Source organism: Deltaproteobacteria bacterium, assembly GCA_011773515.1.
Lineage (GTDB): Bacteria > Desulfobacterota > Deferrimicrobia > J040 > J040 > WVXK01.
The window spans coordinates 20,027-20,936 of record WVXK01000099.1; the positions used below are offsets into that span (position 1 = coordinate 20,027).

General features: G+C 61.1%; 2 protein-coding genes. One reads left to right on the forward strand and one right to left on the reverse strand.

Annotated elements, in window-relative coordinates; all coding sequences use genetic code 11:
* Positions 1–353 (reverse strand): hypothetical protein (locus GTN70_10695; GenBank protein ID NIO17435.1); only part of this gene is annotated, 353 nt, incomplete at its 3' end.
* Between the two features lie 84 nt (positions 354–437).
* On the opposite strand from GTN70_10695, the gene GTN70_10700 reads away from it, so the two are divergent.
* A partial coding sequence (locus GTN70_10700) for an SDR family NAD(P)-dependent oxidoreductase (GenBank protein NIO17436.1) occupies positions 438–910 on the forward strand: 473 nt, incomplete at its 3' end.

Here is a 910-nt window from a genome sequence, read left to right on the forward strand (position 1 = left end):
CCGATGATGCGCGCCTCCTCCCTGAGGAACCTGAGGTCGAAGGGCGCGTTGTGAAAGACCGTGACGTCTCCGTCGATGAAGGAAAGGAGGCTGTCGTAGATATCCCCGAAAGAGGGGGCACGGGCAAGCATGTCGTCGGTTATGCCGTGCACCAGGTACGCCCCGTACTTGACGGGTGTCCGGGGGTTGACGAGGGAGACGAAGGAGTCCAGGATGGTGCCCCGGTGAAACCGGAGGGCGGCGATCTCGATGATCCTGTCCCCCCCGGCCGGGTCCAGTCCGGTGGTCTCTATGTCTACGGCGACGAAGGGGATCTCGACTATCGGCAGGTCACGCAGGACGGACACTTTCATGGCTTTTCCTTTCCCGTCATAGTATATGATAAGTTTATATCACATGCCTCCCGGAATGCGTGCGGGAATGAGAAGGGGGTGCGGGTGAGAAAGGTCGCCCTCATAACCGGCGGAACGGGGCACCTTGGAAAGGTCATCGTCCGGTTTCTCGCCACGTCGGGCTTCGACGTGGCGTTTACCTACTGCCAGAATGCCGACGAGGCGGTTTCCATAGAGCACGAGATCGAGACGATGGGGACCCGCGCCCTTGCCGTGCGGGCAGATTTTTCCCGGGAGATGGATTTCGACGAGTTCCTCGTCTCCGTGGAGCGGAGAATCGGGAATATCGAGGTGCTGGTGCTGTCGGCCTCCCTGTTTCCCGGGGCCACAGACAGCCGGGAAGCCGACGGTCCGGTTCGGGATCTGTTCCGCGTAAACGTCGAGTCCTCCTACCTCCTGGCCGAAAAGGTTGCGCGGAAGATGAAGGCGATCGGGAGGGGAAGGATCATCGTCCTCCTCGATACGGCGGGGGAGAGGGTCTTCACGCGCTTTCTCCCCTACTCCATCAGCAAGGCCGC